The 25,806-nt window shown below is 64.6% G+C and carries 22 protein-coding genes; 15 read left to right on the top strand and 7 right to left on the bottom strand.

Annotated features, from left to right (window positions below; genetic code table 11):
* Positions 1–22 precede the first annotated feature (22 nt).
* From IPM18_13575 to IPM18_13565, 3 genes are all read right to left on the bottom strand, one after another.
* Positions 23–1,924, bottom strand: a complete 1,902-nt coding sequence (locus IPM18_13575) for a hypothetical protein (GenBank protein MBK9120610.1) — start codon at positions 1,922–1,924, stop codon at positions 23–25.
* Positions 1,925–2,043: 119 nt separating this feature from the next.
* Positions 2,044–3,243 (bottom strand): dehypoxanthine futalosine cyclase, encoded by a 1,200-nt coding sequence (gene mqnC, locus IPM18_13570; protein MBK9120609.1) that lies wholly within the window; start codon positions 3,241–3,243, stop codon positions 2,044–2,046.
* Entirely contained in the window at positions 3,240–4,067 is an 828-nt protein-coding gene (locus tag IPM18_13565; GenBank protein ID MBK9120608.1) for a menaquinone biosynthesis protein, read from the bottom strand. Before IPM18_13565 ends, mqnC begins: the two co-directional genes overlap by 4 nt.
* Positions 4,068–4,286: 219 nt before the next feature.
* On the opposite strand from IPM18_13565, the gene IPM18_13560 reads away from it, so the two are divergent.
* The gene (locus IPM18_13560) at positions 4,287–6,509 is read left to right on the top strand and encodes a hypothetical protein (protein ID MBK9120607.1); all 2,223 of its coding nucleotides are present in this window, start codon (positions 4,287–4,289) and stop codon (positions 6,507–6,509) included.
* A 166-nt stretch (positions 6,510–6,675) separates the two neighbouring features.
* A complete protein-coding gene (gene elbB, locus IPM18_13555; GenBank protein ID MBK9120606.1) occupies positions 6,676–7,332 on the top strand; it encodes an isoprenoid biosynthesis glyoxalase ElbB in 657 nt (218 codons plus the stop codon).
* A gap of 373 nt (positions 7,333–7,705) precedes the next feature.
* On the opposite strand, the gene IPM18_13550 is transcribed toward elbB, so the two are convergent.
* Together IPM18_13550 and IPM18_13545 are read right to left on the bottom strand one after the other, a co-directional pair.
* Positions 7,706–8,485, bottom strand: a complete 780-nt coding sequence (locus IPM18_13550) for an isoprenylcysteine carboxylmethyltransferase family protein (protein ID MBK9120605.1) — start codon at positions 8,483–8,485, stop codon at positions 7,706–7,708.
* A 424-nt stretch (positions 8,486–8,909) separates the two neighbouring features.
* Positions 8,910–11,063: a hypothetical protein gene (locus IPM18_13545; protein MBK9120604.1), complete on the bottom strand. Its 2,154-nt coding sequence runs from the start codon at positions 11,061–11,063 to the stop codon at positions 8,910–8,912.
* A 404-nt stretch (positions 11,064–11,467) separates the two neighbouring features.
* Here IPM18_13545 and IPM18_13540 point away from each other — a divergent pair, with 404 nt between their 5' ends.
* The gene (locus tag IPM18_13540) at positions 11,468–11,947 is read left to right on the top strand and encodes a hypothetical protein (GenBank protein MBK9120603.1); all 480 of its coding nucleotides are present in this window, start codon (positions 11,468–11,470) and stop codon (positions 11,945–11,947) included.
* Between the two features lie 104 nt (positions 11,948–12,051).
* Here the strand turns inward: IPM18_13540 and IPM18_13535 are convergent, their stop codons facing one another.
* The gene (locus IPM18_13535) at positions 12,052–12,876 is read right to left on the bottom strand and encodes a prepilin-type N-terminal cleavage/methylation domain-containing protein (GenBank protein MBK9120602.1); all 825 of its coding nucleotides are present in this window, start codon (positions 12,874–12,876) and stop codon (positions 12,052–12,054) included.
* 95 nt (positions 12,877–12,971) lie between these two features.
* A complete protein-coding gene (locus IPM18_13530) occupies positions 12,972–13,496 on the bottom strand; it encodes a hypothetical protein (protein MBK9120601.1) in 525 nt (174 codons plus the stop codon).
* 243 nt (positions 13,497–13,739) lie between these two features.
* Here IPM18_13530 and IPM18_13525 point away from each other — a divergent pair, with 243 nt between their 5' ends.
* From IPM18_13525 to argC, 12 genes are all read left to right on the top strand, one after another.
* The gene (locus IPM18_13525; GenBank protein MBK9120600.1) at positions 13,740–15,092 is read left to right on the top strand and encodes a sigma-54-dependent Fis family transcriptional regulator; all 1,353 of its coding nucleotides are present in this window, start codon (positions 13,740–13,742) and stop codon (positions 15,090–15,092) included.
* Between the two features lie 109 nt (positions 15,093–15,201).
* Entirely contained in the window at positions 15,202–15,555 is a 354-nt protein-coding gene (locus tag IPM18_13520) for a hypothetical protein (protein ID MBK9120599.1), read from the top strand.
* Positions 15,506–16,663: a type II secretion system protein gene (locus IPM18_13515; GenBank protein ID MBK9120598.1), complete on the top strand. Its 1,158-nt coding sequence runs from the start codon at positions 15,506–15,508 to the stop codon at positions 16,661–16,663. Before IPM18_13520 ends, IPM18_13515 begins: the two co-directional genes overlap by 50 nt.
* A gap of 179 nt (positions 16,664–16,842) precedes the next feature.
* A complete protein-coding gene (locus IPM18_13510) occupies positions 16,843–17,475 on the top strand; it encodes an RNA polymerase sigma factor (protein MBK9120597.1) in 633 nt (210 codons plus the stop codon).
* A 35-nt stretch (positions 17,476–17,510) separates the two neighbouring features.
* On the top strand, positions 17,511–17,930 hold the full coding sequence (locus IPM18_13505; protein ID MBK9120596.1) for a hypothetical protein: 420 nt from the start codon (positions 17,511–17,513) through the stop codon (positions 17,928–17,930).
* A gap of 40 nt (positions 17,931–17,970) precedes the next feature.
* Complete coding sequence (locus IPM18_13500) at positions 17,971–19,056, top strand: hypothetical protein (protein MBK9120595.1); 1,086 nt, start codon at positions 17,971–17,973, stop codon at positions 19,054–19,056.
* A gap of 155 nt (positions 19,057–19,211) precedes the next feature.
* Positions 19,212–19,529: a ferrous iron transport protein A gene (locus IPM18_13495; GenBank protein MBK9120594.1), complete on the top strand. Its 318-nt coding sequence runs from the start codon at positions 19,212–19,214 to the stop codon at positions 19,527–19,529.
* Positions 19,530–19,659: 130 nt separating this feature from the next.
* Positions 19,660–21,765: a ferrous iron transport protein B gene (gene feoB, locus IPM18_13490; protein MBK9120593.1), complete on the top strand. Its 2,106-nt coding sequence runs from the start codon at positions 19,660–19,662 to the stop codon at positions 21,763–21,765.
* 180 nt (positions 21,766–21,945) lie between these two features.
* The gene (locus IPM18_13485; protein ID MBK9120592.1) at positions 21,946–22,416 is read left to right on the top strand and encodes an arginine repressor; all 471 of its coding nucleotides are present in this window, start codon (positions 21,946–21,948) and stop codon (positions 22,414–22,416) included.
* A gap of 45 nt (positions 22,417–22,461) precedes the next feature.
* A complete protein-coding gene (argG, locus tag IPM18_13480) occupies positions 22,462–23,685 on the top strand; it encodes an argininosuccinate synthase (GenBank protein ID MBK9120591.1) in 1,224 nt (407 codons plus the stop codon).
* Positions 23,669–24,721 (top strand): hypothetical protein, encoded by a 1,053-nt coding sequence (locus IPM18_13475; GenBank protein MBK9120590.1) that lies wholly within the window; start codon positions 23,669–23,671, stop codon positions 24,719–24,721. The genes argG and IPM18_13475 overlap by 17 nt, the downstream gene beginning before the upstream one ends.
* Entirely contained in the window at positions 24,718–25,785 is a 1,068-nt protein-coding gene (gene argC, locus IPM18_13470; GenBank protein MBK9120589.1) for an N-acetyl-gamma-glutamyl-phosphate reductase, read from the top strand. Before IPM18_13475 ends, argC begins: the two co-directional genes overlap by 4 nt.
* The last annotated feature ends 21 nt before the right edge of the window (positions 25,786–25,806 follow it).

Here is a 25,806-nt window from a genome sequence, read left to right as displayed (position 1 = left end):
GCAGACGGGCGGATCATTCGGGTTAATCCCGTGGGGAGGAGTCGTTCGTGCCGCTTTCCGAGGTTGGCGGCGGGGGGAGATCGAGCGTGCCGCCACGCTCCGCTACGAGACCGGCGTATCGTTCGAAGTAGGTGCGCAGCGCGGCATGGTACTGCCGCGGAATCGACTGCCGCTCGATCGCATCGAGGCCGACGCGGACGTCAGAGGCCGCGGCGCCCAGGACTTCGGCGCGGGCTTCGCCGGCGACTTGCGGGCCGTCAAAGAGCAATTGGCCAATGACGGTGCCGCTGTCAAAGCGGGTCTGGGCCTTGGTGGGGTCAGCGCGGTAGGGGACGGTTTCCTTGCCGATGCGCTCACCATAGCCAAGCCCTTCGTTCGGACCTTGCTCACCGATGGAACCCATCTCCGCATCGGAGGGCCGCTGCAGAGGGTTACGCCCCTGCTCCCCCTGTGAGATGCGGTTGCGCATTTGATCCAGGTCGGAGAGCTGGGCGGAGAGCTCGTTCATGAGTTGTTCGGACAGTTCGAGGTCAGAAAGCATACCCATGGCCTGACCAAGGGCATTGCCGCCTTGTTGCGCAGCGTTCTGGCCGGACTCGCCGCCGCCCTGGCACTGCTGGCAGGCCTGCGAGGCCTGGGAGAGCTGCTGGGCGAGCTGCTGAAGCTGTTTCTGGGCCTGCTGGTTCTGTTGGATCTTCTTCGCAATCTGCTGGAGTTGTTCCGCGCTGAGCTTGTCGCCGAGTTGCTGCTGCAGGGCCTTCTCCAGTTCCTTGGGGTCGGCTTTCGCGGCCTCTTCGAGCAGCTTCTGGGCTTCCTCGGCCGAGAGGCCGGCGCGGTTCTCAAGCTCCTTCTGCAGGTGCAGGGCCGTATCCATGTTCTCGAGTCGGCGGGCCAACTCCTCAAGCTGCTGAGCGAGCTGATCGAGGCGCTGCTGGGCCGCGGGATCCTCGGCGTTCTTCGCGGCCTCCTGCATTTCTTCCTTCATCCGCTCGAGCTCATTGCGGGCTTGCTGCAGATCGCCGGCGGCGAGGGCCTGTTCGAGTTCGCTTTTCTTCTGCTGCGAAGACCCCGCCGTGTTGAGCTGCGCCAGCATGCGCTTCAGGTCGTTGGCGGGATTGTCGCGGGCCTGGGCGAGTTCCTGTTCGAGCTTGGCGCCGATTTCGTCAATCTTCTTGACCGCTTCACGACGGACATCCTCTGGCGTCTGGCCGGGGTGATCGGGCAACTCCAGCGGCTCGATCTGGTTCACGAGATCCCTGAGATGGGGGTTCTCCTCGGCCCGTTCCTGCATCCGGCCGAGTTGTTCGGTGAGCAGGTTGCTGATGGATTCGCGCTCCTGTCGCACAAGGGTGGCGTCGGTCTGCTCGGCTGCGGCGGCCTGTTGGCCGAAAAGATCGAAGGCGGGCAGGAACTGTGCCAGGATGAGACCGGCGACGAGCACCGCCGCGGACCACGGCCAGAGCGGCGGAGGCACGCGCCGAATGTGCGCGGGCACGCTCAGCTTGGCAGCGGTGCGCTCGGCGTCGGCGACAGCCGCCCGGGCGAAGTCGTCCGCAGAGCGCAACCGCAACAACTCGAAGGCCGTACTGAGACGCTCCTTCGTCCCTGCAGCGCGGTCGAGTGTGAGCGCGGCTACAAGCGGGGCCGGCCTCTGTGCCACGGTCCAGAAGACCGCGATCAGCATCGCCAGCACAGGCGTGATCCAGGCACCATGCCAAAGGATCAGATCGCTGCCCAGCAGGCGCACGACAAGGATGGCCGTACACCAGGCCCCCCCGGAGAGCAGGACAGTGACCGCGAGACGCTCAAAGAAGAGATTGCCCGTGAGGCGCTTTTGCGCTGTCCGAACCTGTTGCTCCAGCCGCGACATGGCTTCACCTTCATGAATGGCGGGGCCGGGTACTCCGGCACCGACCACCATCATGGTAGATCGGCAGGCGCGCGGACTCAATTCGAACAGGCGCCTCCGGGATCGGTCATACAGTTCTTTACGTCAGACGAGCGCACGACTCGCACGCGTTCCACCGCAGGGGGCCGCCAATCTCAGGTGGCGTGACGCGCCGCCGGCAGCATTGGCAGCAGCGTGCGGCGGCGGCGGGAATCGACCGGACGGTAATACTGGTCGCGCTGCTGGGGGGTCCAGCCCGAGTCGGTGATGACGCGCCGGATTTCGGCCTCGTCCAGCCGAAAGGTGGTACCGGCGGCCGACACGACGTTCTCTTCCATCATCACCGAGCCCATGTCGTTTGCGCCATAGAAGAGCGCGAGCTGGCCGACCTTGGGCCCCATCGTGACCCAGCTCGACTGCATGTTGGGGATGTTGTCGAGGTAAAGCCGCGATAACGCGAGCATCCGCAGATAGTCATGGGCGTCGGCGAGGAAAAGTCGCTGGCCGTCGGGTTCACCGACGTAGTCTTGCGGTGGGCGCTTCCAGCGGCCGAGGGGAGTGTTCTCAGGTTGGAAGGTCCAGAGAATGAAGGCCGTGAACCCCCCGGTCTCGTCCTGCAGGTCGCGCAGTCGCCGGAGATGTTCGATGCGCTCGGGGATGGTTTCAATGTGGCCGAACATCATCGTGCAACTGGTCTGCATGCCGACAAGGTGTGCCGCGCGCATGACGGCCAGCCATTCATCAGCGAGCGATTTGCCCTGTCCGATGGTCGCACGGACCCGGTCAACGAGAATCTCCCCGCCACCGCCCGGGATCGTCGCGAGGCCGGCGTCCTGAAGGCGGAGGAGAACATCGCGCAGCGGCATCTGATAAATGCGATGGAAAGCCCAGATCTCCGGTGGGCTGAAGGCGTGAATGTGAATGGTCGGGTAGTTCGTCCGGATGAACCGCAGCAGGTCGAGGTACCAGGAGAACGGCAGGCCGTGGCCGGAGGCGTGCGTCTTGTCCGGTACGAGCCCGCCTTGCATCAGGATCTGCGTGCCGCCGATGTCGAGCAGTTCTTCGATCTTCCGCCCGATCTCCTCGAAGCTGAGGATGTAGGCCTCGTCGTGGCCGGGTTTGCGGTAGAAGTTGCAGAAGATGCACTTCGCCGTGCAGACGTTGGAGTAGTTGATATTCCGGTCCACGACGTAGGTGCGGTAGGGCTCGGGGTGGAGTTCCGCGCAGCGCGCAAAGGCCCGGCGGCCGAGTTCGTGGATCGAGAGTTCGCGGTACATCGCGAGGGCGTCAGCATCGCTGAGCCGGGTGGCGGAGGGGGCGGTGCGGGGCAGGGGACTCGTACTTCCGGCGCTCATGGGAAGCAGGCCTCCGTTGTGAGTTCACCACCGGCCGCCCACGCCACCTGGGCATCAGCGGGAACAAGGTCCGCCGCGGCGGCGAGGGCTGCGAAGTGCTCCATCCCGGCCCGGTAGCGCGCGGTAAGACGGTAACGCAGACAACGCCCGAGGTAGCGTTCAGCGAGTGCCACGGGCCACCCGGCCCGGGCGCCGTCGTTGGCGGCAATTTCGGTGATCTGACTGACACCGCGGTCACGGGCCGCGGAGAGCCGCTCGGCCAACTCGGCCAGTGCATCCGCAGGCGTGAGCGCGGGCCGCGCAGCCCACAATGCAAAGACGAAAGGAAGCCCGGTGTGTTGGCGCCAGGCGCCCCCAAGGTCAACCTCAAAAGCGAAGCTGCCGCGCTTGGGGTCGACCACCTTGTCGCCGATCAGCAGGATGGACGGGTATTCGGCTGCCGCGCCAGAGGTGGCGTCAAACCGGCGGATCTGGAGCGCCCGGCCGTAGAGTTCACGCCACAAGACGCGGGCGAGGACGACAGACGTGTGGGAATCATTGTCTACCCACAGGGTGTCGATGCGGTCGGGTGGTTGCTGGGAGAAAATCCGCACGGTCATCGTCTCACCGTCGCAGGCGATACCGGCATCGGAAACCGCCTGGTAGGCCCCCCCGCTGCGCAGCACATCAACGACCGGGACTAGGGCGACGTCGACCGCGGCCGTGTCGAGCCATTGAGGCAAGGCCGCCGGAACGGCGTACCGAAGTTGGACGTCACGCTGGGCGGCGAGACCGGCAATCAGTGGACGCGAGTTGAGGAAGGAAACCACACCGAGTCGAAACACGCCGTGTACGCTCCCAGGAGGGCGGCAAGGGCCGCGGTCTGTCCGCGGCGCAACATCCAAGTATAATGACGCCGTGTGACGGGACCTACAACGTGGTCAATCTCTTCTGAACTTTCAAATGGAATGTCGCGCTGGTGCTAAGGTTGCGCGGTCGTGGTGCGGTCGTGGGGCCGGTGCACCCGCATTCGCAGGGCCCCTGTGAAAATGAGGGAGCTTGAGATGCTGTCCACTCAGCGATGCTTTCGCAAACGGTTCTGCTGGCTTGCGGTTGCTCTCGTGGTGGCGGTGCCACCGTGGACCGGAGCAACGGACCCGGCCCGCTGGTTGCCAGAGGACACGGCCATTTACTTCGGCTGGCACTTCCGCCCCTTGGAGGATGCCGCCAAGGCCGCGGCCGAGCGGCGCTTGCAGGAGGCCATGCTGAGGATCGTGGGTTCGTCCATGCCGGGATCGGAAGAATTGCAGTGGATCGCGCCCGTGCTCGGTGCGGCGAATGCGCTCCGCTACGCGCCGACGGCGGTAGGGCTGATCAACGTCGAAAAAGCGAACGGTACTCCCGACGTGCAGTTCGCACTGGTGACCACGGCCGAAGCCGGTGCGAAATTCACCGCCGCACTGGAGCGCGTACCGTTCTTGCAAAACGCCTCGACGGTCACGGTGCGTGGCACGCCCATGCGCAATGCGACGGCCGCGGACACGTTTCCATTCACTTGGGGGGTTCACAAGGAGTGGTTCGTATTCGCGTCGGGTGTAGGAACGGCCGAGCGCGTCCTCGCGTGTCTCGACGGAGAGGGGCGTACCTTGGCGGACCAGGCGGCGCTGGTGACGACGCGGCGCAAGGTTCAGCCGAATCACGAAGGGGAATTCTTCGACGCATTCATACATGTGGACCGGGTGCGGACGCGTGTCCTCGAGTTGTGGACGCAGGAAGAAGGTGTAGTCCCGCCGGAGGTAACGCGCTGGCTGGAGGAGCTCGGCTTGACGCAGTTCAAGGCGAAGTACGCACACTATCGCAAGGTGGGCGGGCGGCCGGAACTGCGGGCGTTCGCCCACGTCGATACGAGTGGACCGCGGAAGGGGTTGTGGCAGTTGTGGGCGCAGGAGCCACTGACGCCGGCGGACTTGCAGCTCATCCCGAAGGACGCCTATTGGGCCTACGCGGGCAACCTGGACCTGGAAGCATTATGGGAAGAAGTGGAGCGGATCATGAACGCAGCGGCGCCGGAGGCGCTGCCGCCGACGCGCGGAGCGCTCGCGATGGCGTCGACCATGCTCGGGTTCTCGCTCACGACGGACTTTCTGCCGGCCCTGGGAGACACGTGGATTCTGGTGGATGCGCCGGCGCACGGTGGTTTACTCGGGACGGGTGTGACGCTGATCGTGGAGCTGCGCGATGCGGAACGGATGCGCGAGATGCTGAAGTCGGTGGTACAGCTCGTCCGGGCCGGAACCTTTGACGAAGATGCGTTCGAGCTCAAGCATCTGGAGCTGCGTGACGGCGACCGCATCATCGACTACCTGCTGTTGGCGGGCGTGCCGTCACCGGTAGCCCCGGCGTGGACAGTTGTCGCAGATCGCCTGATCTTCGCGCTGCATCCGCAGACTGTGGCGGCGGCGGCGCGGCAGGTCGATCCCGCGACACGGTCAGGGAGTCTGCTGGAGCACCCCGAGTGGCAGTTGGCGGCGCCACGGCTGCCCGCGCAGCAAACCGGACTGTTGTACGTGAACTCACAGTCACTGGTGCGTCTGCTTTACCCGTTGGTGACCTGGGGGTATACGCTCGGTGTGTCGATGGCTGGGCGGGCGGGTGCCGAGCTCGACTTGGCGCTGTGGCCGGTGCTAGCGGAGGCGTTTCCGGATCTGACAAACCTGGTGCTGGTGACGGCAGAGGATGCGGACGGCGTCTTGGTGGTGGGTTCGGGGGCGGGAACAGAGGTCCTCGCCGGATTGAGCGTGGGGCTGGGTACCGGGATGGGTGTGGCCATTCCGTCGTTGACGCGCGCGCGAGAGAGTGCCAAGCAGGTTGCGTCAGCGACGAATCTGCGTCAGATCGGGCTCGCGTACATGGTCTTTGCCAACGAGCGCGACGGTGTCACCCCGGCATCGCTCGAGGAGCTGGTGGAAAAGGGCTACATCACTTCGAGCACACTGAAGTCGCCGCGCGACCCGAGCGGTGGGCCAATGGGTTACGTGCTCGTGCCGGGCGTCGACTTGCGCGGCGATTCGCAGACCGTGCTCGGGTATGAGAAGGTGTTCGGCAACGAGGGCACATGGGTGCTTTTCGTCGATGGCCATGTCAGTTGGATGGCCTTGCCGGACTTTGCGGCCGCGGTGCGTGACACGTATCTCCGACTCGGACGCGGGCAGGATTTTCCCACTGAATTGCAGGTGTATCTGCCACCACCGCCGTCACGTCCTGCGCCGCGCGGCGAGGGCATGTAGCCCGCCTGATTTGCTGCGGAATCTGAATGCGCAAGACGCTGATGGTCCGTCGGTCGCGGCGACGATGATGGAGCGTTGTCGCAAGGTCGGAACGCGGCGCGGATTTCGCGGCGATTCGTCCATGGGCTGCTAAGAATCAGGAAACCACCAACCACGGAGGTGTGCCATGCCGAAAGTTGGAGTGCTGCTGGCGGGGTGCGGCGTGTACGACGGAGCGGAGATTCAGGAGGCGGTCCTCACGCTCCACGCACTTGATGTGCTAAAGGCCGAAGTGGTGTGTTGTGCGCCGAATGTGGACGCGCCCGAGATCGACCATCTCACGGGTGAACCGACCGGGGCCCGGCGGAACGTCCTGCGTGAGGCCGCCCGCATCGCCCGTGGGAAGATTCGGGATGTCGCCACAGTGCAGGCGTCGGAACTTGACGCTTTGATCCTGCCCGGCGGTTTCGGTGCCGCGAAGAACCTGAGCAACTTCGCGCTGGCAGGCGCCGAGTGCCAGGTGCAGCCCGATGTCGAGCGCCTGGTCGTCGACTGCCTCAAGGCGCGAAAGCCGATCGGCGCCATCTGCATCGCGCCGGCGACGCTCGCCCGGATCGCGGCCAACCACAAGGTGCAGGCCAAGGTAACGATCGGACACGACGCGGGTACAGCCGCCGCGATCGTCGCGATGGGCTGTTTCCACGAGAACCAGCCGGTGACGGGGATCACGATTGATTCCGATCACCGCATCGTCAGTACGCCGGCGTACATGCTCGGTCCGGGTCCGGCCGCGGTGGGCGAGGGCATCCGCAAGCTGGTGGAGCAGGTGCTCGCGATGGTGTGACCATCGACAGGCGCGGCAGAGACAAGCTGGGCGGCCGCCCGCGCAGCGCTGCGACAGCAACTGCGCAGTGGGCGGCCGCCGAGCTGCGCGACGCGGGAGTTGGCAAGCAAAAAAAGCTAGTATTGCGGGGATTTCTGCGGGGGAAAAGCGCACCACAACGGAGATAAAAAAAGAGATGGAAGGTCTAGCCGTGGCGCGCCTGAAACCTTCCATCTGCGATTGCGACTCCCGCAGGAGTCGACTTTTTGCGATCGTTTGCGGCGGCGAATCATCGACTGCACCGCACGCACGATTATCTTGCGCGAACCCGCCGCACTTGTGCAAGAGTTTTCCGCGAAAATCTTTTCGCGCGCCGCGCGGATTCGACCTGCGCTCAGGCGGTCGTGGTTGCGGTCCGCGCCTCATCGTCGAGGTGGGTCGGATCGACCGGCGACAGGCGCGGCACCAGCATCGGCACGCGGCGCCGGTACTCGGCGTACGTACGGCCATGGTGCCGGACAAGATCGCGCTCTTCAAACTGGATCGCGACCAGGATGTACGCGGTGGTGAGCAGAGCGAAGAGCAGGTGTGCCGCGGTCATCGTCGGTGTCATCCAGAAGGCAAGCAGCCAGCCGATGTACATGGGGTGCCGAACATAACGATAAGGTCCGGGCATCGTGAATTTCAGAGGGCGGTATGCGCGGCCACGCAGATACAACCAGACCTGTCGCAGTCCGAACAGGTCGAAGTGATTGATGAGAAAGGTGCTGATGAGCACCACGAGCCATCCCGCCCCGAAGAGCGTGTACAGAATGACGCGCCCGGTCGGGTGCTGCACGTCCCAGAGCACGCCGCCGAGCGGTCGCCACTGCGTGAAGAGCAGCAGGAGCGCGAGACTGCTGAGCAGGGTGTAGGTACTGCGCTCGACGGGCTCGGGAATCCAGCGGGTCCACCAGCGCTTGAAGGCAGGTCGCGCCATGATGCTGTGCTGGAGCGCAAAAATTGCCAACAGGCCGGCGTTGATGAGCAGACCGAGCCAGAGCGGGGCCGCCGGTCCAACGTCGATGGACCGCGGCACCCAGAGGTTGCCGACGAAGCCGATCGCATAGAGGAAGGTTCCGAAGAACACGAGATAGCAGAAAACCCCGTAGACAAAAGCGGCGATACGGTGCATGTCTGGTCTCCAGTGGGTAATAGCTGCTGCCGTACGGCGGGTCGCGGCACAGGTTCCGCGGTTAGCCCCGATTCAGTCGACGGCCGGTGTATGGTTGGCTGCTGCAATGGGGTGCGCAAGCAACCGGTGTCGTATCAGGTTGTGTGTGTTGGCCGATGAAAAAAAGCGGCCCCGTTGTGGCGACCCTTCGGCGGTCGGCACAGACTCGTGCAACTGTTCCAGGAGAGAAACAGTAGCAGGGTGGGGCACGCTCAGGATTTCTGCAGGATTTTTCGAGCGACGTGTCCCGTGCCCGGTTTCGAGCTGGTTGTGAAGTGCGTACCTGCGCACGTGCCGCGCTCCGGCCGACGATTACGCCGTGCGCGGCCGGGAGACCTTGCGGGTCGGGGACAACCGCCGGCCAGGGGCTTCGGGTGTTGGCGGGTTACTCGACTTCTAGGTTCAGTAGATAGTTGTCCAGCTCAGCTCGCAGGCGGACCTCGGTGTCGCGCGCCGTCGCGATGGTCGCGGTGAGTTCGGCCAGCTTGGCATCCACTTCATCGAAATTGCGGAGCTGCCGCTGGTAAGCATCGGTGGAGCGGTCCAGCGTTTCGAGACTCCGGAGGATGCGGGCGTGGGCGGCCTCCGCTTCGGTGCGGGTCTGCGTGAGCCGCTGCACCTCTTCGCTGGCCCTGTCGCGCGCAGCACGCAGTACGATCACCCGCTCGAGTGCTTCACGGAGGCGCGGCGACGTCACGGTGCTGCTTTGGAAGAAGAGAATCGTGTCGTTATCGATGTTGCTTAGATAGACCGTATTCTCGGCGGTACGCTCCTGACGCACGACTTGCGTCATCGTCCCGTCGGCCGGGATGTCGAGCTTGAAGCGCAGGACGTCGCGGGTCCGCTCATAGGGCTCCTTGGGCTCGACCAACTCCCATTCGGTTCGGTTGGGGTGCTCCAGCACGAGCGTGCGGGGGCGCTCCCCGCGGTTGCGGGCGGTGTACTTGCGGGTCGCGGCATAGCGCAGCGTCCGAATCAGCGTGCCCTTGGCGATCCGCAGCGAGACAAGCTGCTCGGGGACGGGCTGGTCCTCCACGGCCACCTCGGTGCCGAGGTCAAGTGCGTAGGCGATCAAACGCGTTTCGTTCGGCTTGAGGTCGGGCAGCTTCGCATCGCCGGCGTAAGTGTTGCCGTCAAAGACCGTAACCGGTCCCTGCATCAGGTGCAGAGCAGAGGTGTTCTTCATCTCGAGCCCGTTGAGGGGGTGCTTGGGATGTACCCCCTGATTAAAGATGCTGACCTTGTGGCCCTCGATCCGCTCCTGCGCGATCGAGAGCATGGCCGCGTGTTGCCGTGGGATCGTGACCGGCGTTGCAATGTGGTATGCGAAGAGTTCGCCCGCGGCCGCGGCCTCGGCGACGCTCGGGGTCGCGAGGCCACTCATGGCGACGTCCCAGGGAATTCCTTCGAACTCCATTGAGCTATTTGTGCTGTTGTAACCGAGCCCGCCCCCACCAGGACCGGCGTCGAATGCGTGGGTTCCTTGCTCCCGAGGTGCGGCTGCGGGCGGGGGGGCGGGACGACGAGCAGCAATGCGCGCCCGGCTTTCAAGCGCGGCACCTTCCTTGACCGCGAGACCGGCCAGGTCACCCTCAAAGGTCGGGGGCCGGAGCGATGCGTACAGTTCAAGCTGCTCGATTGGCCGCGGGACGTAGAGCGGGGTGTAGAGATCCATGCGGAAGGAGATCGGCCGGCCGGAGATGAGCGAAAGGCGGACGTCGTTCCAATCCTCTTCGGTGGCGTTCTCGACCGTGGCCCAGCCCTGAAGAAGTGGGGCTTCGTCGTCGGAGAGCACTAGCCGGTAACTGGTCTTCCAGATTGGCGCTTCGAGCAGGTAGGCCACGTGGACACGGCGTTCGCCGGTGCCGTCGAAGTGCACCCGGACGGTCTTGCGGTCGGCGTCACGTGCGCCGGCCAGCGTGGCGAGGGCGCGACGCAGCTCATCGCTGATCCGCGCGCTGAGGAGCTGCACACCGCCCAGCGTGTGGAGGTCGAGTTGCTGGAGGCCATTCTCGGTAAGCAGTGTGAGGCGTTCGACGGTCTGTACGGCGTCGCCGTCGGGTGTGCGACTCTGGACGGTCTCGACGCCGACGATGGTGCCCCGCAGCGCACGGGCGCCAGTAATCTCGACGGGCTCACCTCGAAGCTGGTCGAGCAATTGGCCGAGGGTGGGCTTGCCAGTGAGATCGACGGCGAAACTGCGCAGGGTGCGCTCAATCGGGTCTTGTGAGGCGTACCCGATGGTGCCGACGGTGCCGCCGTCACGGTCGAGCACCAGCATGGACTTGAGGATGTCGTTGATCTGCGCGGTACGGAAGTTCAGGTCGGCGACGGCGTTGCCATGCACGGTCGCCCCGCGCTCGAAGTAGCCGACGCCACTGGAAAAGAGTGCGATGCGGCGCACGTCCAGAGCGGCCTGTTGCGGCTCGGTCCCCTGGGCCGCGGCGGGCGGCGAGGTTTGTCCGGTGACCGCAGCCGTCAGGATACTCGTAACGTACAGGCAGACCAGCCGGGTTCCCAAACGCTTTGCACCGCGCATTGTTGTTCCTCCACCCATGAGATCCCACGGCGCACGGTCCCCCGGCCACCGTCGTCGAAATTGTACACGGAAGCGGTGGCGGGGGTGCGGGTGCGGGGAGTGTGCCAGCGGGTTGTTGCGCCCGGGTTCTGCCGCGGCACCGGAATCGTGCGCGCTCTGCCAACCGGGACAGTACCCCCTCGGTCGTCGCAGGGGGCCTGCTTGGTGCACGCCAACAGCCAGGGTGAACCGCGGCCCCGGATGGCCACCCCCGGAGCCATTCCCTGTCCGGGAATCACACCGCAGGTTGGGAATAGGAAGAAATCCGAAGAAATTTTGGTTGTTGGGGCCGTCATTTCACGTTTACACTGATAGATAGGACCGAAGGCCAATTCGAAGATGAACTACTGATGAAGGAGGCGACAATGCCAACCGCATTTCGCGCTGTGCTGGCTGGATGGCTGACAATGGTCGTGGTCGGGACCGCTGCAGCCCAATATGACATCAACTGGTGGACCGTGGATGGCGGTGGGGCGATGTTCACCATGGGTGGCGCGTACGAGCTTTCCGGGACGATTGGCCAGCCCGATGCCGGTGCGGCCATGACAGGCGGGTCTTACGAACTCGTGGGGGGCTTCTGGGCCATTGGGGCGGCTGCTCCGCCGGTGACGTGTGTGGGCGATGCGAACGGGGATGGGCTCGTCAACTTCGCCGATATTTCGCCGTTCATCGCGGCGATCAAAGCGGGGAACGCAGGCGCGTGGACCTGCAATCTCGCCGGTGGCTTCGGGCCGTACCTGAACAGCGATACGAACGGTGATGGCGTGGTGAACTTCTCCGATATTTCGCCGTTCATCGCCTTGATCAAGGCGCCGCCGCCGCCCTGTGTGAGCACCTGTCCGTAGGCGGTTCCCTGCACCCCAACTCAGAAGCTTCGCCGGGCGGTCGGGCAGAAATGCCCGGCCGCCTTGCATTGGGTGGGGGCTGAAGCCAGAGGCATTGCCGGAATTCAGTGCGCGTCATCGGTGAGGCGCGGGGCCGTTTCCGGGGGGCCGGCGTGGTAGGCATAGTCCGCATTCACCAGCAACTGGTCCAAGGCGCGCGTCAGCGGTGCCGGGTTGGGCAGTGCGGCGAAGACGGCCGGTGGGATCGCGAGGGCATGGTCGCGATTCCGGTAGCGCCGCACCGAGGCGTCGCGGAACAGGAGATTGGCCGTGCGGCCGCCGTGGTTGGTGTGGTAGTAGCCGGGCTGCGGCCCGAGACTGTTGGTGTCGAGCAGAAGCACTTCCACTGAGACGCGCACACCCGCGACGATGTTCACGCCGAGGTTGTCGAGTTTACCAGCGGCAGCAGCGCGGGGGAGCTGGTCGAGTTGACGATACACGTACGAGCCGTAAGCGGGCTCGTGGGTACCGATGCGGGGCGCGGTGTTGGCAAGATTATAGCTGTCATCGGCGGGGCAGAAGTACGTCTTGGTTTCCGTCAGTGCGGCAGGCATCATCGCGGCCGCACCGTGGTAGCGGCGTTGATTCGGCACAGGATCGTACGGGCCGGCGCCGATCCAGAGTTGATTGGTGGCGATGGAGTGCCCGGTGAAATCGAATTCGTGCTGCGGGTCGGGTCCGCGGGGGATGAATCCGCGTTCGGCTTGGGCGTAGAGCAGGATGCCGTACCCGAGCTGTCGCAGGTTGCTGCCGCAGACAGTGAGGCGGCTGACATCGCGCGCCCCACGCAGCGCGGGTAGGAGCAGAGCCGCAAGCAGGGCGATGATCGCCACGACGACAAGCAGCTCGATCAAAGTAAACGCCCGGCGCCGGCGGGCGTGGTACCACAACACATTCGGACTCCAGCGGGCCGGCCGGGCGGCATGATAACGCGCGCCATCCGTCTCGCGTAGTGAAAACCTGCTTTTCAGGAAGGGTTGAGGGCTCAGCGGCGAACGGTGCTGAGCGTGGTGCCGATGGCGCTGCGCACGGCCGCAAGTCGCTGAATGCCCTTGGAGCCGATCGCGAGGATCAGGACATCCACAGCGGCGTCGGGGATGTGGCCCAGGTGACGCTGCAGCGAGAGTGCATCGAGTTCCGCGGATTCGCTGGGGATCGTATCGGATTCGAAGGCGCCCATGAGTGTCAAGGATGAGAGTTGCATACCTCCGTCACCGCCTACTTCGCCGATCAATCGGTCCCAGTCATGGATGGTGAGCGCGCCCGATTGGAGGGTATCACGCAGGGCGATGTACTCCTCGGCGAGGGTGGGCCAATTCAGATCGGTGCCGCCGCAAAAAGTGATAAACAGGTGGCGGGCGCGGGGAGCCGATCCGGCCTTGCGTTTGTCCGCGAGCAGTCGAGCAGTGGGGGGACGGAATACTTCCGTGCCGCCGAAGACGGTGAAGTACGTGCTGGATTGGGTATCGAGGCGGCTGACGGTTCCGCCAAAGAGGCATAAGTGGGGCACGGGTCCGTCTCCTCCGACCCTCGACACGGGCCGCTCCACATGGATTCGCTCAGCCGGCTACGATATTTCGAGTGTAGGGCACCGCGGCTCGGTTGTTACGGTTGCGGCATAATACCGGCCGTCCGGATCGGGGGGCAGGCCCGTGGGGGTGCGGGGGTTGCAAGCCGGACTCGGTTTGCCGATCCTGCGGGTCGCGTAGTATTCTGGTTGGTGCCCGCCGGGGGCCGAGTGCAACAGCGAAGTATGGCTCAAACGGCTTTTATCCTGCTGGTGACGGAAGACGAAGACGCGGGCAACCGCCTGCGAGAGGCGCTGCGCAGTCGTAGCGGACACCTCGCGAGCGTCGTCGGAAGCGTCCCCGCGGCGTTGGAATCGATTCGGACCCGGGCACCGGATGTCGTCGTGACGCGCGCAACCGTGGGAGGCGAGCCCGCTGGCGAACCGCTCGCAGGGTTGCTCGACGGTGTGGCCAGAGATGCTGCGCTGCTGATCGTGGGGGAGTCCCCGGCCGGGTGGAGTGCCCGGATACCGGTCGCTCACCTGCCGGCGAGCGCGCCCCTCGAGGAGAAACTGCGCACCATCGACGAGCTGGCGCGGAAGGCGATCAGCCGGCGGGAATCGCGGTTGCTGCAGGAGACCCTGGCCGGACAGGATGCAGCGCCGTTCGAAGGACTGATCGGGGCGGCGCGCTCGATGCGCACGATCTTTGGGCGGATCGAGAAAGTTGCACCTAGCAAGCTTACGGTGCTGATCCTGGGTGAGACCGGGACGGGCAAGGAACTGGTCGCGGAGGCGCTTCACCGACGCTCGGACCGAAAGAATAAGCCGTTCATCGCGCTCAACTGCGCCGCGTTTCCGGAAACGCTGCTGGAAAGCCAGCTCTTTGGGCATGTCCGCGGAGCATTCACCGATGCGGTGCGTGACCACAAAGGGTTTTTTGTGGCGGCGGATGGCGGCACCTTGTTCCTGGATGAAATCGGGGAAATGCCGCTGCACATGCAGGTGAAGCTCCTGCGCGTGCTCGACCGCCGGGAAGTGACACCCATCGGCTCGACCGAGGTGCGGCGGGTGGATGTGCGGCTGGTGGCCGCGACCAACGTGGATCTGTATCAACGCGTCGAGGTGCAGCAGTTCCGGCAGGATCTGCTCTACCGGCTGAATCAGGCCGAGATTCGTGTCCCGCCCTTGCGGGAGCGTCGGGAGGATATCCCGTTACTGGCAGAGCACTTTCGTCGTGCTGCCAATGCAGAACATGGCACCGATTGTGAGGGAATTGCAAGCGATGCGTTAGCGGCACTCACAAAACATTACTGGCCCGGGAATATCCGTGAGCTGCGCAGCTTAGTCGAGACACTCGTCGTGGAGGTGCGGGACCGGCCGATCGAGCTGGATGACCTGCCGGAACGTATTCGTGGCTCGCGAGACATCGTCCCGGTGCAGGCAACCGGCATGGTCGGGTTGACGATGGCGCAGGTGGAGCGGATGATGATCGAGCGGACCCTGCAGGCGACGAACGGCAACCGGGAGCAGGCGGCCAAAATGCTCGACATTGGGACGCGCACCTTGTATCGAAAAATCCGGGAGTATGGACTATAGTAGCGGTGCAGTGAGGGAACGAACGCCGCACTGCTTTGATTCGCCAGGCACTTGCATCGTCTGCACCGTTCTTCTGATCGATGGTGGTCCGAAGGGACGAGAGCGCGAGATGAGCCCTCAGACAGGCAAACTGGTGCTGGCAATCGTCCTCCTGACAGGGGCTGCGGCGGTCTATTTTTTCTTCGTACGCCAGCCGTCACTGTTACCGTCAAGCATCCGCTACGTGGACATCTCCACGGGCAAGATCGTCCAGATTGCATACGAGCGGATTCCCACCATCCTTCCAGGTGAGAATCCGGCGACCGGAGAGCGGACCCTGCTTCCGGTCGAAGACGATAACGGGGTACTGCGGGCGGCTCGCCGGCACGCGTACCATCTCCTCAGGGATCCCGAAGTCGCCAAGGTGAACAAGTATGTCGACCCCAACACGTTCGAAGTGCTCAAGGAACCGCGGCAACCTTAGCGCCCCGTCGCGGCAGTCAGCGTTCACGCTGATCGAACTGCTGGTCGTGGTGGCGATCATTGCGCTGCTCATGTCCATCCTGTTGCCGAGCTTGGGCATGGCGCGGGAACAGGCCCGGGCGGTGGTGTGTGGTCAGCGGTTGCGCGACCTCGGCACCGGCATGGCGGCCTATTTTGCCGAAAACAAAGACTGGATTCCCGGGATCAACACCTCCGGTGTGGCGATCCGCGCGAAGATCGGCGTCCCGGGCGCCTTCAATGACTCCAAGCTCCCGGTGCAGAGCTGGGACTGGATGACGCCGTCGATGGCCAACAGTCTCGAGCTGCCCGCGAAGCGTGCCGATCGCTTCCGCGAGATGTTCAATACCTTCCGCTGTCCTTCGCAGAAGACCGTGCGGACGGTGTTCTATCCTGCCGGTCTCGCCGCGTCGCAGGATCGCGCCGATTTCGTAGCGACGCCGAATGATTGGTCGGCGTGCAGCTACCTGATGCCGTCCCATTTCCAATACTGGGGCACGCGTTATAACGATTCCAACTCCATGAGCCCGACCAACGGAATTACGCTGGCACGTCATGAGCGCAACACCGCCTTCCACATCCTGGCGCTCACGGCACCGCCCAATTCCTGGGAAGTTCAGCACGAGACCTACAAGTCGCAACTTAACCGGATTGGTAACCCGGCCCGCAAGATCGCGGCGGCCGACGGTCACCGCTACCTCGACGCCGGGGGGTTGAATGACTTCGACCCGAGCCCGGAACCCTATTTCTTCGGTGCATTCGGGAGTTCTGGGGCCTGGTGGTTCGGTGACACATCGTACGGCGTGCGCGCCGGGACCCGCACCTACGACGGCCGGACCGTGACACGCGCAAGTCCTTCGAACGGTGCGAATCTTCCCTTGAGCTACCGGCATGGCGGTGCGCGGGTTTCGACCTCGGGAGCCGGCCCCGACAACCGCGGAACGATCAACGCGATGTTTTTTGATGGTTCGGTTCTGCGGCTGACAGACCGGGCTTCGCGCAATCCGCAGTTCTGGTACCCGAAGGGCGCGCGGGTGCGGACGGCTGAAGGAATGAACTCCGACGTTCGCCCCAACGACTTGATCCAGTAGTTCGGGTGCCTCGAGTGGTTGTAAGACGGTCCGGCGCCAGCCGCACACTGGGCGGCAGCGTGAGCCCTTGATTTTCCTTGCTGCCGCCTAAACGGAGGTGGCACGGACATTCCAATGGGGTGGAAACGACTGGCGTCGACACTTCCAACGACAATCATAACGCTACATTATCGGTCGTTGTGGCGACAAAACCATGCAATCGGCCGGCGGCTGAGACGTTCTACCTGTGGGATGAGGAAGCTGTGAGCGATGCGGCCTTGGACGACCTGCTCCGGCGCGCGGCAGTCCGGGATCCTGATGCGCTGGCCGAGTTGGTGGACCGTTACAGCGACCGCGTGTTTGGTCTGTTGTTTCGACTGACCGGGTCGCGCGATTTGGCCGAGGATTTGATGCAGGATACGTTCCTGCGGTTGGTTCGAACGATTGAGAGTTATGAGCACACCGGGCGTTTTGAAGCATGGTTGTTCAGGATCGCCGCCAACCTGGCGCGCGATGCGGGGCGGATGCGACGGCGGCGCGGAGTGGCGAGTTCGCTCGGCGAGGCCCCGCCGGGTGCGGTCCCGTTGCATCATGCCGGTCGGGACGCGCCGGCCGATCCTGGCGATGTGGTGGTGTCTCAGGAATTGGGAGAGCGGTTGGCGGCGCGGATGGCTGAACTTTCAGCAATGGATCGAGAAATCCTGCTGCTGAGGCATTATGCGGAGCTATCGTTCCGTGAGATTGCAGAGCACTTGAGGATTCCGCTGGGAACGGCGCTTGCGAGGGCGCATCGTGCTCTGCAGCGACTCAGGGTTGTGATGAATGATGAGTAAGACGGTACCTGAAGGGGTACCGTGGGATGGACGTGATGCATAAAGATCTGAACAAGCTGGAGCAGAACGTCGAAAGCGAGCTGCAGATCCTGCGTGCGCTGCCGACGGCACGTCCGAGTCCGGCCGCTGTGGAACGTACGCGCCAAGCCGTACGGGCCGCAGCGTTACGGCGGCAGGCGACCCTCCGGTGGTATGCATTTCGGCAATGGGTGGGTGTGGCCGCGGCGCTGGTGCTGGCAATCGGCTGGGGATTGGGTCCGGGTGCGGCGCGCATGACGGCGGCCGAAACAGAAGCCGTGCTGGACGCCTGGGGTCTTGCGTTCGACGCATCCGGTGTGTGGCTCAATGAGGTTGCGACCAACGGCGAGGGTTACGTTGCGGCGGAACTGGATGATGAGTTTGATTTGCTGTTCTGGACACTGGAACAATCTTTCGACGCTTTGAACCCGCTCTGAGGGTGTGGCGGATAACGCCCCAGAGCCAAAGAAGGTCATGATGAGCAAGCGATTGGGGCATGAGTGGGCCGGCTGCGTTCCTACCCGACGCAACGCTCTTGGCGGCGCTTATGTGCTGCTGCTCGCACTCGGCGCAGCGCTTGCGTGGGCTGAGCCCCCGACCACGGGCCCACACCGTGGGGATGGACGTAGTGGCCGAATGCCCGGTGAGCCGCGCGAGCCGGGGTCGCCGCCGTGGGGGCCGGGTCCTGGTCCGGTCGGGCCGGGTGCGTGGGAAGGGTGGGTCGGCATAGAGCGCTTGGCGGGGCGCGTCTTTTTACCGAGCCCGGAGGATCGTGGTCCGCTACGGGCTGGAGAAGCCGACGCATTGCTGGAGTTCGCGCGAGAGCGGGCACCGCGCATTTACCGTGCGATGGTGGGGCTGCGTGAGCGGAGCCCGGACCGCTTCCGTTTTCGCTTGGAGCAGGCCGCGCCGCGCTTGCGGCACCTGAAGCGGGTTTATGAACTGAGTCCGCGCCTGGGTGAATTGCTGGAGCGTCATGCGCGCACGATGTTTGATCTGGAACAGTTGCGGCGTGAGTTGGGCGAATTGCGGGCGGTCGATCGCCCCGCGTATGAACGGGAGGTGGTGCGTTTACGGCCTCTGCTCGCGGAGATGATGACGATCGAACTCGATGCGCTCGACGCATTGGCTGGGCAGCTCGAAGAGCGGTTTGAGCGGAATGTGGAAGAGCGCGTCCATGCTCTGCTGAGCGATGAGGTATTTCTGGAGGACAAGCCGCCTGCGATACGAGCGCTGGTGGCCGAGATACGTGCAGCGGAGGGGACGGATGCCGAAGTACTGAGAGCACAACTGCATGCGGCGGTATCACATCACCTGCGCGGCGAAGTGGAAATGCTGCGGCGCCGTGCTCAGGATGCACGCACCTATCTGGAAGTAGCCATTGAGCACCGCTTTGAGCGGAACCGCCGCTGGCTGGAGCGGCCTCCCGGACCCCCTCATCCTCCGAGTGGCGGTTGGCGTGGCGGTCCGGACCGGACGGGGCCTCAGGGCGGTCTACCACCGCCCCCGTGGGAAGGTGAGCCACAGCGTGAGCGCCCGGGACGCCGCGAAACCCGGCCGTAGAGCATTACGGACTGCACTAGGTGTGGTTGAGTCCTATGGGTCATCCCATAATGAATGAGCAAGTAACTTAGCGGGTGGCCGAGCGCTTTGTAGGGGATAATTTTATCTATAAATATCTCAAGTGACTTGCTGGCCACGACGACCTTTTGTATAGTATGCCAAACAGGTGCTCATGGTGGCAGCACCTGCATGATGTGCCAAGCGGAGAGCTTTGCATGACGCTTGATTCCGTTCCTTTGGGCGCGAGTTTTCGGATCGCGAGTATTCGAAGCGACGATGTACTGGCCTGCCGTCTGATGGAGATGGGCTTGCTTGAAGGCGCGGAGGTGCAAGTGCTGCGGCGGGCTCCGTTGGGGGATCCGTTGCAGGTACGCGTGGGAGATTACGAGCTGTCACTACGCTCGACCGAGGCGGCACTGATCGATGTGTCCGCTGCGGAATCCCGGTCGCCGCGGATGTCCTCCGCCGCGTGACGCACCCCCTTGAATCCTTCCTGGAAACGAGCACACTCTGATTTTGTCCGGACCTTCCTCGCCCCGGTCTGCTGCGCATTCCGGTTCCCGCTCGTGCGGTGTAGCCGGCACACCGGCTGTAGTTGCACTGGTGGGAAACCCGAACACGGGTAAGAGTGCGCTGTTTAATGCGCTGACCGGCTTTCGCCGGCACGTGGCGAACTATCCCGGGGTAACGGTCGACGTGGGGCGGGGCCCGGTACGGGGAACCCAAACACCGATTGAACTGCTCGACCTGCCCGGCGCGTACAGTCTGGCTGCGGTCTCACCGGATGAGCAGATTTTGTGCGATGCACTCCACGGACGCATGGGGGCCGGGCCACCTGCCGCAATACTCGTCGTCGTGGACGCCACCAACCTGATGCGCAACCTCTACCTGGTAAGCCAGGTGCTCGAGTTGGGGCTGCCGGTCGTCGTCGCCCTGAACATGATGGACATTGCGCAGCGACGGGGGCTGCGAATCGATACCGCCTTGCTGTCCAAGCGACTGGGAGTTCCGGTGGTGCCGGTCACGGCCACGCGGGACGAAACAGTTGCGCCGCTGGTTGTGGCGCTGGATGCGGTGTTGCACCAGGTGCCGCCGCGCAATCGGCCGTCGCTTCCCGAGCCGCTGAGCGCGCAGGCCGTCTGGCTGAGCGAACACGGCGGGATCGAACTGGGTCCGGCGGAAGCATTGCGAGTATTGGTGGATGGGGATGGGCACGCAGAACGGGCCTTTCTGGCGCGGCACGGACAAGCGGCGGCATTGACGGCTGCACGGCACCGGCTCGCAGCGCTGAACGTGTTGCCAGGACCAGCCGAGGTGCGGGCGCGGTATGCGTGGGTTGCGCAGGTGCTCGACGGTGTGATCGAGCGGATGCTGCCCAACGCGCGCACCTGGACGAACCATCTGGACGCCGTGCTCACACATCGGTTCGGTGGGGCGCTGATCCTCCTGGCGCTGCTCTATGGCTTGTTCCATGCGATCTACACGTTTGCGGATATTCCGATGGAGGCCATCGAACGATTTTTCGGAGCTGTGGGTGTGCTGGTGGGCAGTTGGTTGCCGGAGGGTTTCCTGCAAAGTCTTGTGGTAGATGGGTTGATTGCCGGTGTCGGGGGGGTCCTCGTCTTTCTGCCGCAGATCCTGATCCTGTTCCTGTTCATCGCCATGCTGGAGGATTGCGGCTACCTGTCGCGCGCGGCCTTCATGGTGGACCGGCTGATGCGGCCGCTGGGCCTGAGCGGGCGGGCGTTCATTCCGCTGTTGTCGTCCTTTGCGTGTGCTATCCCCGCGATCATGGGAACGCGCGCCATCGGAGACCGGCGGGAACGCTTCATCACTGTGCTGCTGGCACCCTTCATGAGTTGTTCGGCACGGCTACCGGTCTATGTGCTTCTGACCAGCGCACTGGTGCCGAAGGAGATGGTGGCCGGTGGATGGCTACGGCTCGACGCGTTGGTGCTGCTGGGGATGTACCTGGTGGGTGTCGTCGTGGCGGTTCCCCTGGCGCTGGTGTTGCGCAAGCTCGTTTTTCGCGGCCCGGCGCATGGTTTCCTGATGGAGTTGCCGAGCTACAAGTGGCCGCGGTTGCGTACCCTGTGGCAGCGGGTGTACACCGCCGGGCGGGGCTTCGTGCTGCGCGCGGGCAGCATCATCCTGCTGGTCAACCTGCTCGTGTGGACGCTGGGTTATTTTCCCCGTCACACGCAGACGGAGGCGGCGGTGCGTGGAGTGGCGGTGGCTGAGGGGTGGGACGAAGACGAGACCGACGCAGCGCTGAGCGGCGCGTTTCTGCGGGAGAGCTACCTGGGACGCATGGGGCGGGCGATTGAGCCGGCCCTGGCGCCGCTGGGCTGGGATTGGCGCATCGGTGTCGGAGTGATCGCCTCGTTTCCGGCCCGGGAGGTGATCATTGCGACCTTGGGAACGGTGTTTAACCTGGGAGCGGAGCAGGACGAGGAAGCGGTGGCCCTGCGTGAACTGCTGGCGCGCGTGACGTGGGAGGACTCCGACCGCCCGCTGTTCACGCTGCCGGTTGCCCTTTCGATCATGGTATTCTTCGCGCTGTGCGCGCAATGCGGGGCAACGCTGGTGACGATGGGACGCGAGTTGCGTTCGTTCGCCTGGCCGGTGATCTCGTTCATCGGGATGACGACCATCGCGTACTGCGCCGCGTGGGCCACGGCGGCGGGAGCGACGGCATTGGGCTGGTAACGGGGCGCGCAGGTTGGGGGAGAGTGTGGCATCAGGGGGCGGGTCGTGGTATGGTGCCGTCCGAAAGGGGTGCGGGCGACAAAACGAGTTTTTTCGGGGAGCGGTGGGCCGGGGCTCTTGACACGGAGGGCGTGATGTATATTATTCACCAAATTGCAACTTAGCCAAAGAGACGGCTCCATGAATGAGAAGCGCCGGAGACAAGCTGCCCTGCTCGAACTGCTGCGCGAGCGTGAGCTGTCCAACCAGAACGAAATGGTGGCGCTGCTGAAAAAGTGCGGATTTCCATCTACTCAGGCCAGTATCAGCCGCGATGTGCGTGAGCTTGGGCTGATCAAGGTTGACGGACACTACATTCCGACCGGGGCCCTGGTGGGGCCGCAGGCGCGGCCCGGCAGTGATGGGCCTGCGAATGAATTAATCACCAACGTGGCCTCGGCCGGCGCTAACCTGGTTGTAGTGCGCACGGCCGTAGGGGCGGCCAGCGCCGTCGCGGTGGATCTCGACCGCCGCCTGACGAAGGATGTGGTCGGCACACTCGCGGGTGACGACACGATTTTTGTTGCGGTCCGCAGCCGCAGCGCCCAGGGCCGCGTGGTTTCCCTCCTGCGTCGCATGGTGCGGCCGGAGTTGGGCGCGGCGACCTCCTGAGCCGTCGCCCCGGCGAAGTGCCTCTCGCGGTTGGAGATTCTGCGCATGCCCTCCAAAGTCGTGCTGGCTTTCTCTGGCGGTCTGGATACGAGCTACTGCGCCGTCTGGTTACGGGAGCAGGGCTACGAGGTCCACACGGTCACCGTGCTGACGGACCCCCCCGACACGGATGCCAGCGCGGAGTTGACCGCACGCGCGCAGGCGCTGGGAGTCGCGAGTCACACGAACATCGACGCGCGGCGAGAGTTGTTCGACGACTATCTGCGGTACCTGATCTTCGCGAACGCGCTTCGCGGCGAGGTGTATCCGCTCTGCGTTTCGGCGGAGCGCATGGCCCAGGCGCGGCGAACCGCGCTGCACGCTGTCGCGCTAGGGGCCCAGGCCCTGTCGCACGGCTCGACCGGCGCCGGAAACGACCAGGTGCGATTTGATGTCGCGTTTCGCATTTTTGCGCCGCAACTGGAGATTCTGACGCCCATTCGCGACCAGGCGCTTTCCCGTGAGCAGGAGACCGCCTATCTCGAGCGGCACGGCGTCCCGGTACCACGCAAGACCACTACGTACTCGATTAACCGCGGGCTCTGGGGTGTGACGATCGGCGGTGCCGAGACCCACCGCAGCGACGGCGTCCTGCCCGAAGAGGCCTACATCCTTACGGCCGGGCTGGCGCAGCGGCCGAGCAGTGCGGAAACGTTGGAGCTGACGTTTGAGCGGGGGGTGCCGACAGCGCTCGACGGTGCCCCGCTCGACCCGGTGCGCTTGATCGCCGCACTGGACGCGCGGGCGGGGCGGCATGGAGTCGGCCGGGGTATGCATGTCGGTGACACGATTCTCGGGATCAAGGGGCGGGTCGCGTTCGAAGCGCCCGCGGCGCTGGTCCTCGTGCAGGCGCACCGCGAGTTGGAGAAGCTGGTGCAGTCGCGCCAGCAAATGCAGTGGAAACGCACGCTGGGTGATGTCTACAGCGGTGGGCTGCACGAAGCGCGCTTCTTTGACCCGTTGATGCGGGACATCGAAGCGTTCCTGCGGTCCTCTCAGCAGCGCGTGACCGGCGTCGTGCGGGTGCAGCTTTTCCAGGGTCAGGCCACGGTTCTGGGAGCGACGAGCCCCCATGCGCTGCTCGGCCGGCAGGCGACCTACGGGGAGGGGACCCGGCTCTGGACCGGGGCGGAGGCGGCGGCATTTGCAAAGCTGTACGGGCTGGGTGACTGGCTCGCCGCACAGGCGGCGCCGGGGCAGGAAGGAGCCGCCGATGCGCATCTGGGTTGACAAGATCGCTTCGGCGACCGTGAACGTACCGCTGCGGCGCGATGTTCGGTTGGCGCCGGAGATCGTGGCGCGCGAAGGGCACATTGTGGCCGGTCGCATTCACGGGGAGAAGAACACCTACAACCAGCTCGAGGACATTCACGGTCGCATGGTGACGCTGCACGATGGTGACATCGTGGTGGGCGTGCTGGGGCAGCGCAATGCGTTGCACGGCTACTCGGGCTACGTGCCGAGCGAGATCATGATCGGCGACCGGCTCCAGATGCTGAATCTGGGCGGCGTGATTGGGCGGTGTACGTCGGTGAATCCCGATGTCGGCAAGCCGTTCGACGTGGAGATCCTTGGCAGCGTGCAGGTTTTTCCGGATTTCGAGAACCGCTCAGGGGTGCCGGCGCACATCGGGATGAACGCGATCACCGCCGAGGGCACCGCGCTGCCGGATGTCCCCGTGGTGTACGTGGCCGGCACGTGCATGAACGCCGGTAAAACGGCGGCGGCGTGCCAGTTGACCCGGCAACTCGGCAAGCGTGGCCTGGCGGTCGGGGCCTGCAAGCTGACGGGGGTGTCTCTGCGGCGCGATACGCTGCAGATGCGCGACTACGGTGCGATGTGGGCGGTGTCATTCACGGATGCGGGCGTGGTCTCGACGACGCGCGAGAACGCCGTCCCCGTGGCCCAGACCCTGATCCGCTACCTCGGCAACGCGGGGGCGGAGGTGGTGGTGGCGGAACTGGGCGACGGGATTCTCGGTGCCTACGGGGTGGCGGAGATTCTCTCCGACCCATTGCTGAAGGAGCGTGCGGCGGTCGTAGTCATGTGTGCAAATGATCCGGTCGGCACGTGGGGTGCGAAGGAGCTGATGCAGGCACGCTTCGGGCTGAAGATCGACGTGATCAGTGGACCAGCGACGGACAACGCGATTGGCACTAGCTATGTGCGCGAGCAGCTTGGCGTGGAGGCCATCAACGCCCGTACCCACGGGGCGCAATTAGGCGAATTCGTGGCGAATCGCATCGCGACGCGGGTGTCATCGTGAGTGCGGCGATTCGCGTCGCGATTCTTGGCGCGACCGGGTACGGCGCGGGGGAATTGCTGCGTTTGCTGGCGCAGCATCCGTCGGCCGAGGTCGTGGCGCTGACGACCACGTCGCAGGCGGGCGCGCGGGTCGGTGATGTGCATCCGCATTTGCGGGGGTTCTACGACCATCTGCGACTGGAGCGCGAGCTGGACCTGGCGCGGCTGCGCGGGCGCGGGTCGGCGATCGTCTTTTCCGCACTGCCTCATGGGGCGAGTGCCACGGCGCTGGAGGGTCTGCTCAGTATTGCGGAGGCGGAGCGGACAGTAGAAGGCGAATTGCGGGTGATCGACCTCTCGGGTGACTTCCGCCTGCAGGATGAGGATCTGCACACTGCGCATTATCCGGAATCGCCGTGGCTGGCTGCGCGCCGGGCACAGTTCACCTATGGTCTGCCGGAACTGTTCCGCCCGGCCGTTCGGAACGCGCGGCACATCGCGAATCCCGGTTGCCTTGCATCCGGGGCGATACTCGCTGTCGCCCCGCTGGCGGCAGACCTGCGCGGTCCCTTGGCGCTGGATGCCAAGACCGGCTCTTCGGGCTCCGGGCGGCAGCTCCGCGAGACCACACACCACCCAACCCGGCACGCCGACTTCCGGGCGTACAAAGTGCTGGCACACCAGCATGAACCGGAGATCCGGCAGGCGCTGGGGGATGCGCGTGGCACGCGGGTGGAGACCAGTTTCGTGGCACAGAGTCTGCCGGTCTCGCGTGGAATCTTTGTCACAGCGCACGCGACCCTGGCGGCACCGACCACAACGGCCGAACTCCGGGCGCGCTATACGGACTTCTACGCGGAAAGCCCCTTCGTGCGGGTCGTCACGGATTCACCCACCCTGCAAGACGTGGTCGGTTCGAACTTCTGCGACGTCAGCGTGACCGCGCGCGGCCGGCAGGTTGTTGCGCTGGCGGCGCTCGACAACCTCGTCAAAGGCATGGCGGGCGTTGCCGTGCAGAACATGAACCTGCTGTGCGGCCTGTCCGAGTGCACGGGGCTATGGAGTGCGGCGCTGCGGCCGGTGTAGAGCAGGGCCGAACGGGTTGCG

Source organism: Phycisphaerales bacterium (assembly GCA_016716475.1).
Classification (GTDB): Bacteria; Planctomycetota; Phycisphaerae; order UBA1845; family Fen-1342; genus JADJWG01.
The sequence above is the reverse complement of the archived record's forward strand: the minus strand, read 5'-3'. Positions and strand labels throughout refer to the sequence as shown.